This window comes from Streptomyces rectiviolaceus, from assembly GCF_039533825.1.
Taxonomy (GTDB): Bacteria; Actinomycetota; Actinomycetes; order Streptomycetales; family Streptomycetaceae; genus Streptomyces; species Streptomyces rectiviolaceus.
The window spans coordinates 1-8,355 of record NZ_BAAAUG010000280.1 but is presented as its reverse complement, the minus strand read 5'-3'; the positions used below and the strand labels follow the sequence as shown (position 1 = coordinate 8,355).

Genomic DNA, 8,355 nt, shown 5'->3' with positions numbered 1-8,355 from the left:
GAGCACCGCGAGCAGTCCCGACCCGGCCGCCGCGCGGCGGCCGAGGCCGTGCGCGATGTGGGTGTAGAAACCGCCCATGTGGCTGATCCGCCGTGTGATGGCGGCATAGCCGGCGGAGAAGCACAGCAGGGTCAGGCCCGCGAAGAGGAACATGGCCGGCACGCCGGGGCCGGTGCCGATGGCGAAGGCGAGCGGGACGGTGAACACCATCGCGGCCAGGGGGGCGGCCGCGGCGATGATGATGAACACGATCTTCGGGGTGGTCAGCGTGCGCTGGAAGCGTGCGCTTGCCTCGGGCGGGGGTGTGCCGGTCATGAAGGTCTCCAGATGAGGACAACGGCCCGGAACCGAGCGGGAGATCACGCTCGTGCGAGGGCGAGTGGGCAGAAGAATCGAGGCCATGAACTTCAACGCCGTATCGCCACGGCGAACGAAAGATCCGCCTCCGAGCGAATCCACAGAGGCACCGATTCGCCGCGGTACGTTGCGATCAACGCGCCGTCGGACTGGCCGAGGTCGATCTGCCAGAACAGGAACTCCCCCAAGGTGCGGATGCAGTTCATCGCCTTGAACGCGGCTTCCTTGGCGGCGAACAGGTCGCGTGCGGTGTAGGACCCGATCGGGGCGAGCAGCAGGCGCCGCTCCTGTTCCCGCAGGAGGAACGCGGCCATACGAGGGGTGATGGGCGTGGGCTCGATGTCGACGCCGACCGCCTCGGCACCGGGGACCACCGCGGCGACCGCGAGCCGGCCGGTGTGGGAGATCGAACCGGCGAAGCCCTGGGGGAAGAGCGGCCTGCCGTCCCGGGCCCGTGGCACCGTTCGCTCGGTCGACCCGGCCGCGGCCAGTGCCGCGGCGGCCGCACGACGACCGGCTGCGAACTGCTCGGCCGGTCCGTGGGGCGCCAGCACCGGAGACATCTCCATTGACATCTCCGGTGCCGGGCCCCAGGGCGCGGCCGGCTCAACGGTCACCGTGCGGCCCTCAGTTGCGCAGCGCCACGACGTGGCCTGCCAGCGAATCGATCGAGCGCAACACCTCGGGCCGGACGTCGTCGTCCCACTCGAAACCGAACGCGTCCTCCATCGCGACCAGCAGAGCGACCAGTGCGGTGGAAGGCACCCCGGCCTCGCGGAGCGACACGCCGTCGTGCACTCCGCTGACGAAGGAGGGGCCGCCGAACACGTCGACCAGCAGCTCGCGAATCTGCTGCCGTACCTCCACCGCCGTATCAGACATGCTCTTCCGCTTCGTCGATGAACTTCCGTACGAGCTCCTGGAAGCCCACGGGGTCGTCGAGGAAAGGCACGTGGCCGGCCTTCGGCATGATCGCGCAGCGGCCGTTCGGGAACAGCGCGGCCAGCTCGTGGCCCGCCGTCGGGCCGAGCAGAATGTCGTCGTCACCAAGGGCGATCAGCGTCGGCGCCTGGATGCGGGTCAGCAGATCGGTGCTTGAGTCGCCCTTCTGAGCCAGCGTCAGACCGTTGTTGAGTTCCTCGGGCGTCGACATGGCCAGGAAGCTCTCCCGAAGGCCGAGGAAGCCCGGCGTGCCGTACTCCTCGATCATCTGCGTGCTGACGAACTCGGGGTACATGTGGCTGAACAGCACGGGGATGTCGTGGCTGTTCAACGTCCGCAGCCAGGCCCGCTGGAGCATCCGGTGGCGCCGCATCTGCGGGCCGACGACCGGTCCGGCCAGCACGAGGCCCCGGACCCGGTCCGGGTAGGCGAGGGCCACGTCACGGGCGAGCTGGGTGGAGGCCGACGAGGCGAGCAGGTACGTCGAGTCGATCTCCAGCGCGTCGAGCAGGGCGTTCAGGTCGGCCGCGTGTTCCTCCCAGGTCGGCTCCTGCTCCAGACGCGTGGAGTGGCCGTGATTGCAGAGGTCGTAGCTCACCACGCGGTAGTGCTTGGCGAGTTCGTCGGTGTAGTCCCGCCAGAACGGAGCGGTGAAGAAGAAGTTGTTGAGCGTCGTGATGGCAATGCCCTCACCGGTGGACTCGCAGTAGAGCTCGACGCCCTCCCTGGTGCGTACGGGCGCTGTGCCCTCGCGATAACTCAGGTCGTGGTAGTAGTCATCCTGCACTGCATCAGCCGACATAACTGTCCGCCCTCTCTCTGGTCTTGACGACTTCGGCCCCCGGGAGGACCCGTGCGAACGCGGCGACGACATCGGCCGCCGAGACTTCGTCGGAGATCGCGCCGCAGGACCGGCCGCAGTACAGCGCCATCTCTTCGATGCGGCCGCTGGTCGCCTCGGTGGGCACCGCCGCGCTGAAGCGCGGCACCAGGTACGGCTTGCCCTCGACCACCGTCTTGCCGATGAACTTCGTGGGCTGCTGTGGGTCGGCGGTGACGGTCGTGGCGAGCACGCGATGCCGTCGGCCCGGCCACCCGATCTCGTACACATCGGTGATCACGGTGTCGGTCTCGTCGGCGCCGGTCACCGCCGACTTGAAACGGGCGTGGGCCCGCGATTCGTGGGCGACGACGAAGGCGGTGCCCAGCAGCACGCCGTCGGCACCTGCGTCCAGTGCCCGTTCGGCCTCCTCGGGCGATCCGATTCCGCCCGAGGCGACCAGACAGGCGTCGGGCAGCCGGTCCCGCAGCGCGGCCACCAGCGCGTCACGCCGCGACGTCCCGAGCAGGTGTCCGCCCGCCTCGGTGCCCTGTGCCACCACGACCGCGCCCCGCGCTGCCGCGTGCACACCGTCCTCTACGGTCCCGATCTGGACGACGAGTCGGCGTTCCGCGGCGGCGACGCGCTCGAGGACCGCGTCGTCCGGCATTCCGAAGAAGGACAGGTGCACGCGCTCCGGTGTCTCGTCGAGCACCTGCGCCACCTGCCGGTCGAGCTCGACCGGCCCGACCACCTCCGGGATCAGGTTCACGCCGACCGGCCGATCGGTACCCGCGGTCAACCGGTCCAGCATGGCCGACAGCGCACCGCCGGCCAGTTTGTAGCCGCCCGCGCAGCCGGCCGCCCCGGCGTTGGACACCGCGCAGGCCAACTCCGTGCCCGCCACACCGCCCATGCCCGACTGCAGCAGACTCGCCTCCAGGCCGAGCACCCCGGCCGCGGTGGCACGCATCAATTCAGGCTCTCGATCGCGGCCGCCGCGGCGTCCGCGCCGCCGAACCGGTCCGTCAGGGTGTGCACCCAGCGCTCCAGACCGAAGGCCAGGCAGCTCGTGTGCGCGGTGTCGTCGCCCGCCCTGATGCCGCACCGGTCGCCGAAGAAGTTCCGGTGGTAGTTGACCGAGCCGATGGCCAGGCCGCCCACGACGAACTCCTCCTTCACCGGGAAGAGCCGCTGCATCTTGGCCTTGCCGCTGTTCTTGTCGAAGAACGGGTCGGTGGCAACCTCGATCTGCAGGTCGAGCCCGAGCTCGGTGCACAGGGCCACCACGGCTTCCTTCGCACGGATCAGATGGCTCTTGGCCGCATCCTCCGGGCCGACACAGACGATCTCGCGCATGGAGAAGCCGAGCAGGCGCTGCAGGCCCTCGTAGTGATCCTCGTTGCGGAAGCACGTGCCGACCGTGGTGCGCAGTACGCCGTCGGCGGGCAGTACGGATCCGGCCAGGTCTACGTAGATGGAGTAGCAGGCCGCCGAGGGCAGGGCGAAGGCGGTCGACTCCATCACCTCGGCCGGTATCCGCTCGACCGGCCGCGACGTCGTGGCCAGCTCCCCGGCCAGGAGCTCCGGATCGAGCCGGGTCGCGGCGAGGCCCAGGTGCGGGAAGTTGTCGTAGTAGTCGAAGGTGTCGAGGTCCTTGCACCGCATCAGGAACGGGAACCGGAACTCGGGAGCCTGCCAGTCTCCGGCCAGGCGCAGGAACACCGCGTCGATGGCCCGGAGCAGCCTGAGCTGGCTGCCGTCGAGAACTCCGAGGCCGTTGTCGGTCGTTGTCGTCAGCATGCCGCTTCCTTCACGAAGAATCGGGTTTCGAGTGCCTTGAGGGTGCGGAAGTCGTCGAGGTTCAGGTCCTCCGGGTCGATCGGTTCACCGGTCAGCTCCTCGAGCAGGAAGATGAACTCGACGAACGCGAGCGAGTCGATGGCGCGGCTGTCGATCAGGTCCAGCTCGTCGGTGAGCGGCCCGATCTTGGGGTTGCGGCCCTGGATGAACTCGCGGACGGCCTGCATCGGTTCGGACGTCACTTGATCGCCTCCCGTCCCACGCCGGCCTTGGTGAGGAACTTCCTGGTCCGCTTGAGCACCTGGTCGTGCGCCTCCACCCGGGCGGGGTGCTCCAGGGCCTTGCGCCGGAGGGCCAGCGCGTCCGGGATGCCCGCGTCCCGGTAGGCGGCCGGGTTGTAGAGGGTGCCGATGCTGTACTGCAGGTAGTTCTCGAGGTACTCGGCGACCACCGGCACCTCGTCCGGGTCCCGCTCGGCCACCTGGCCGAGGAGGTGGGTGAAGATCATCCGGCCGAACGCGACGTGCCTGCTCTCGTCCTGGTGATGCACCCGGTTGATCTCGCGGGCAATGGCCGGCAGCGACTGGTCCGTGGCCATGTTCGCGTTGAAGTAGTCGACGATCTCTTCGAAGATCAGGATGCGCGCGAACACGATCAACTCACGGGCCACCGATGAGAGATGGTCCACCGAGTCGGCCTTCAGCGTCGGCTGGGCCGGGTAGAGCTTTCCGCCGTAGCGCAGGCAGAACTGCGCGAAGAACCACATGTGCTCGTTCTCTTCACCGATGAAGTGGTGCAAGAACTCCGATACGTCCGCGTACGTTCGCTCGTGGATGCGCATCACGACTTCACTCATCAGTTCACGGATGCCGTGAATGTTGAGACTGAAGAAATTGATCGCCTCATACCGGGTGAGTGCGATCTGCTGTTCGCGGGTGAGTTCGTCCCACATCGGGGTACCGGCCAGCGTGGTCAACCCCTCGGACATCCACGGCAGATCCGGCTCGATGGAATCAGGCCAGTCGAACATCGTGTACGGGTTGTAGTAGCCGGATTCGGCGAGATTCTCCAAACGGTCCAGATCCAAGACGACCGGTTCTATCTCACGTACCGCCATTTACACTCGTCCTTCCAAACGGAGTGGCGCGGGAAATTGACGTCAGCGCAGCGAGCGGATGTCCGCGCGCACGTGCACCGGCGTCTGCGACCCGCACTCGTGGGTGGCGAAGGCCGCGCTTCCGGACGCGGTGGACGGGATCACCTTGTTGTAGATCGAACCGAGGCAGAGATCCTGGAAGGCCTCCGTGTTCGACGACAGGCGGGCGGCCAGTTGCGCCTTGGCGATGTCCACGGTCTTGAGCACACCGTCGTCGTCCTCGACCTCCACGCTGGCGTGCGGGAGGTCCAGCGCGCCGCCGAGGACACCGCAGAACCAACCTCGTTTCGCCTCGGCCCGGTAGCCGGCCGCGCGGAAGCGCTCGGCCAGCAGCAGGCTCGCCGCGATGCAGCTGGTCGATCCCAGCGTGTGCACCAACTGGTAGTTGGCCTGCATGGCGACCGGGACCATCTGCCAGCGGTATCCGGCCTCAAGGTAGTCGCGGGTGAGGCTCCTCAGCTCGGAGGAGACCAGTGGAGTGCGGACGCCCGTCGTGGTGACGGTGGCCTTGTACTCGGCCGTTCCCTCGCTCGCTCGCGTCGGCGCCACCACATGGTTGACGGCCCCGCCGAACCGGACGGCATCGGGTGCCTCGAAGCGCCAGGGCGCGACTCCGCCGCACTCGGTGCAGTCCAACCGGACCTGAAAGTCCCATGACTTCGGGTGCAGCAGATCAGCGACCTGGCGGCCGGCGAAGCGGAACAGCATCCGGAAGGCGAGCTCCGGCTGGGTGTTTGACCTACCGGAATACATTCCGAGGTTGTACAGATCATTCACGTCGAAGTGGCGCACACCCGATTGCACATCGAACGGCAAACCCGCAGCGACCAACGTTTCGATATCGCCCGGACCGCACCTCAGCATTTCCTGTGCCGCTGACTCCGGCCGGGTCTTGCTGGAGTACGCGGCAGGAACGAATTCGATGGAATCCGCCACTTCATCCCAGGCGCGTGCATTTATTTTCACAGCTTGAGGTGGCACAGACCGTCCTTCCAGGCGAAATCCGAGCCGACTGTCCGGCGCCGACTGTCCCGAAGCTAGCAGTCGCGGATTGCGATGAGGAACGGTGTTTCCACATGCATGCTCGTGCATTTCCCATATGCGGCCTGGAGGAATTAAGACCCGCAACCTGACAGGCGCATACGTCAGTCCTTCGGCGCTGCGTGTCGGCCCGATGCCGGGCGAGCGCCCGCCGCGACCGGGCCGGAGAAGCGACTCACCGCCGGCGCTCCGAGGCGGGCTGGAGACCTCTCTGTGTTCGGGCAACCGGCCGATGTCCAGGCGGAGTTCGGGCGGTGTCGGCTCGGCCGGCGGCAGGTTCCTCGTCCGGCCGAGCCCCTGTCGTGTTGCGGCCTGTCAGTCCATTCCTCGCACGAGCTGGGGTTCGTCGTCGGTCTCGTCTTCCTCGCCGGGCAGCAGCAGGGGCGGCGCGATCAGGGCGTCGTGGCGCAGCGTGTACTTCTCTTGCTCTTCGATCACATCCATGGGGTCCGTCCTCTTCATAGGGTTCGCAGTTCGGATGCACCGGTTCGTTCAGGGGAGGCGAACCACCTGGGCCGCGAGGCTGAGTTCGGCGCCGAAGCCGACCAGGAGGGCCGGCTCGCCCGACAGTGCGGGAAACTCGGCCAGCAGCGTCGCGATGGCCGCGGGGATGGACGCGGCCGAAGGGCTGCCCGACAGGCAGGCGTCATGGGCCACGATCACATCGCGCGCCAGAGACAGGACGATTGCCGCGTCTTGGCGTATGCGTTCGTCAGGATGACGATGCGACACGAACGCGCGCACGCCCTGCATGCGCAGCCCCGCACGCTGCACCGCCGTCCTCGCCACCTGCGCCGGCGCCGCTCCGCTGCCCCAGGCGGGAGTACTGATGCCGGGCTCGTCGCCGGCCTCCAGCAGGACGGCTCCGGCGCCCGCGGCCCGGTGGGGTCCCGTGGGGTCCCCTGCCTCGACGAGGCCAGAGTCGTGCGTGCGCTCGGTGCCGACGACGAGCACACGGTCGTAGGTGCCCGCCGAGACGAGGCAGCGCCCCAGTTCCAGCGCCGAGCAGAACCCCCCGGAGGCGGCATTCACGTCAAGCGCCGCGCGCGGGGTGCCGTCGAGCCGGTCGGCCACGGCATGCGCCAGTTTCTGCTGCTCGTCGCGCTTGCTCAGCGAGGCGACCAGCACGCAGTCCACGTCGTCCGTGTCGACACCGATCCGGGCAGCGGCGTCCCGGGCCGCGCGGGCACCCATGGATTCCAGGGACTCCTCGGTGCGGGGCGGGGGCCGGACGGTGAGGGCCGTGCGTTGCCGTGTCTGCTCGCCCCCGGCAGCGTATGCACCGGTGAGAGCGGAGGGGATGACCGCGCGGTGGGGGTGGTAGCCGGCGACCGACCGGATCTGTGCATGACGTGATCCCCATCCCACGAACATGTCTCCCCCTAGGGCATGCATGCGATGTGGTGAGCGGACTGTTCCGCGGCCGCTTCGCACGAGGACTCTGCTGACTCTCGTCAGGAGTGCGAATCTAAGTTCGCCTCGTGCAGGGGAGCAAGGATCCTGCACATCCCTCCACCGGCCTCCGAGTTCCCTTCCAGAAGCCATGGACAGGGACTTCACCGGGAATGAAGTCACGCTGTGGCGTGGAGGGATGTCGTGCCTGGTGGGCCCGTAGAGCTGGGTATCCGGTCTGCTGAGCGGCGGTCACGGCGCCGCTGCGCTCAGCTGACCGGTTCCGGCGCCGTGCGGCCGTCGAGCAGTGCGTCCTGGGTGATGTCGGAGGACGCCTTGAGGATCGAGCGCTGCAACCGTCGCACCGGAGCGCTTGGCTCGAGCCCGAGGTTGCGTACCAACGTGCCGCGCAACCGCTGATAGACGTGCAGCGCCTCGCCGCCCCGGCCCGAGCGGTACAGCGCGAGCATGAACTGACTGTGCAGGCTCTCGTGCATGGTGTGGCGCTCGACCAGGACGGTGAGCTCCGGGAGCAGTTCGCGGTAGCGCCCCAGGCAGAGGTCGGCCTCGATCCGCTGGTCGAGGGCGCCCAGGCGGGCTTCCTCCAGCCTGCGTGTCTCCATCTCAAGATGGCTTCCGGCGTTCACATCGGCCAGTGCGGGCCCCTGCCACAGGGCGAGTGCCTCGCGCAGGATGCGTGCCGCGCCTGAGTAGTCCTCGCTGTCCATGGCCCGGTAGCCCTCGTTGCTCAGGCGCCCGAACTCTCCGTAGTCGCGGGTGCCACCGCCGGCCTCCAGCCGATAGCCGCCCGGCGAGGTGACCAGTACGTCCTTGCCCGTGCGGC

Annotated in this window: 11 protein-coding genes and 1 pseudogene; all 12 read right to left on the bottom strand. The window is 68.1% G+C overall.

Features of this window, described 5'->3' with window-relative positions; genetic code table 11:
* Positions 1–315, bottom strand: a pseudogene (locus tag ABD378_RS43965) (APC family permease); the annotation flags it as partial.
* A 92-nt stretch (positions 316–407) separates the two neighbouring features.
* Positions 408–911, bottom strand: a complete 504-nt coding sequence (locus tag ABD378_RS43960; RefSeq protein WP_344531142.1) for a 4'-phosphopantetheinyl transferase superfamily protein — start codon at positions 909–911, stop codon at positions 408–410.
* Positions 912–984: 73 nt separating this feature from the next.
* Positions 985–1,239, bottom strand: coding sequence for an acyl carrier protein (locus ABD378_RS43955; protein ID WP_344531140.1), 255 nt, complete (start codon positions 1,237–1,239; stop codon positions 985–987).
* Positions 1,232–2,101, bottom strand: a complete 870-nt coding sequence (locus ABD378_RS43950; RefSeq protein WP_344531138.1) for an alpha/beta fold hydrolase — start codon at positions 2,099–2,101, stop codon at positions 1,232–1,234. Before ABD378_RS43950 ends, ABD378_RS43955 begins: the two co-directional genes overlap by 8 nt.
* Positions 2,091–3,092, bottom strand: a complete 1,002-nt coding sequence (locus ABD378_RS43945; protein WP_344531136.1) for an NAD(P)H-dependent flavin oxidoreductase — start codon at positions 3,090–3,092, stop codon at positions 2,091–2,093. The genes ABD378_RS43950 and ABD378_RS43945 overlap by 11 nt, the downstream gene beginning before the upstream one ends.
* Complete coding sequence (locus tag ABD378_RS43940) at positions 3,092–3,922, bottom strand: class-II aminoacyl-tRNA synthetase family protein (protein WP_344531133.1); 831 nt, start codon at positions 3,920–3,922, stop codon at positions 3,092–3,094. Before ABD378_RS43940 ends, ABD378_RS43945 begins: the two co-directional genes overlap by 1 nt.
* Positions 3,916–4,164 carry a phosphopantetheine-binding protein gene (locus ABD378_RS43935; RefSeq protein WP_344531131.1) on the bottom strand — a complete coding sequence of 83 codons (249 nt, stop codon included), beginning with the start codon at positions 4,162–4,164 and terminating at the stop codon, positions 3,916–3,918. The genes ABD378_RS43940 and ABD378_RS43935 overlap by 7 nt, the downstream gene beginning before the upstream one ends.
* A complete protein-coding gene (locus ABD378_RS43930) occupies positions 4,161–5,039 on the bottom strand; it encodes a diiron oxygenase (RefSeq protein WP_344531129.1) in 879 nt (292 codons plus the stop codon). Before ABD378_RS43930 ends, ABD378_RS43935 begins: the two co-directional genes overlap by 4 nt.
* 42 nt (positions 5,040–5,081) lie before the next feature.
* Entirely contained in the window at positions 5,082–6,014 is a 933-nt protein-coding gene (locus ABD378_RS43925; protein ID WP_344531127.1) for a hypothetical protein, read from the bottom strand.
* A gap of 420 nt (positions 6,015–6,434) precedes the next feature.
* Positions 6,435–6,563 (bottom strand): hypothetical protein, encoded by a 129-nt coding sequence (locus ABD378_RS43920; protein WP_344531125.1) that lies wholly within the window; start codon positions 6,561–6,563, stop codon positions 6,435–6,437.
* A 48-nt stretch (positions 6,564–6,611) separates the two neighbouring features.
* Positions 6,612–7,313 (bottom strand): 3-oxoacyl-[acyl-carrier-protein] synthase III C-terminal domain-containing protein, encoded by a 702-nt coding sequence (locus ABD378_RS43915; protein ID WP_344531123.1) that lies wholly within the window; start codon positions 7,311–7,313, stop codon positions 6,612–6,614.
* Between the two features lie 467 nt (positions 7,314–7,780).
* Positions 7,781–8,355, bottom strand: a 575-nt coding sequence (locus ABD378_RS43910; RefSeq protein ID WP_344531121.1) for an AfsR/SARP family transcriptional regulator, incomplete at its 5' end; no start/stop codon positions are given.

What these genes read in the sequence shown, in the direction of transcription:
- ABD378_RS43930 (WP_344531129.1), bottom strand. Translation starts at nt 5,039, where the DNA reads ATGGCGGTACGTGAGATAGAACCGGTCGTCTTGGATCTGGACCGTTTG.
- ABD378_RS43950 (WP_344531138.1), bottom strand. Translation starts at nt 2,101, where the DNA reads ATGTCGGCTGATGCAGTGCAGGATGACTACTACCACGACCTGAGTTAT.
- ABD378_RS43945 (WP_344531136.1), bottom strand. Translation starts at nt 3,092, where the DNA reads ATGCGTGCCACCGCGGCCGGGGTGCTCGGCCTGGAGGCGAGTCTGCTG.
- ABD378_RS43915 (WP_344531123.1), bottom strand. Translation starts at nt 7,313, where the DNA reads ATGGGTGCCCGCGCGGCCCGGGACGCCGCTGCCCGGATCGGTGTCGAC.
- ABD378_RS43920 (WP_344531125.1), bottom strand. Translation starts at nt 6,563, where the DNA reads ATGGATGTGATCGAAGAGCAAGAGAAGTACACGCTGCGCCACGACGCC.
- ABD378_RS43955 (WP_344531140.1), bottom strand. Translation starts at nt 1,239, where the DNA reads ATGTCTGATACGGCGGTGGAGGTACGGCAGCAGATTCGCGAGCTGCTG.
- ABD378_RS43940 (WP_344531133.1), bottom strand. Translation starts at nt 3,922, where the DNA reads ATGCTGACGACAACGACCGACAACGGCCTCGGAGTTCTCGACGGCAGC.